The sequence below is a fragment of the Corallococcus sp. RDP092CA genome, assembly GCF_041903675.1.
GTDB lineage: Bacteria > Myxococcota > Myxococcia > Myxococcales > Myxococcaceae > Corallococcus.
On sequence record NZ_JAYESI010000186.1, the window covers coordinates 1 to 253 of the forward strand.

Annotated in this window: 1 pseudogene; it reads left to right on the forward strand. The window is 68.4% G+C overall.

The annotated features are described in order from the left end of the window. Window positions 1-191 (forward strand): annotated as a pseudogene (locus U8525_RS34715) (hypothetical protein); the annotation flags it as partial. Window positions 192-253: the final 62 nt, after the last annotated feature.

Consider the following 253-nt stretch of genomic DNA (forward strand, 5'->3'; position numbering starts at 1 on the left):
GACTGCGCGAGGTGATTGCCTCGCAGGTGAAGGTGACGGTGGTGGCGGACCGGGGCTTCGCGGACGTGAAGTTCTACGCGCTGTTGGGGCAACTCGGCTTCGAGTACGTGGTGCGCTCCCGTGCGGAGGGTCTGGCTCCCATCCTGATCACGCAGTCCGGTGGACCTGAGCACGCAGGGGGGCGAGCGTGAGAGCCATGGCGGCGTCCCAGCGCGCGGAGAGCACCAGGGCACGGAGGTCGAGCACCTCCTGA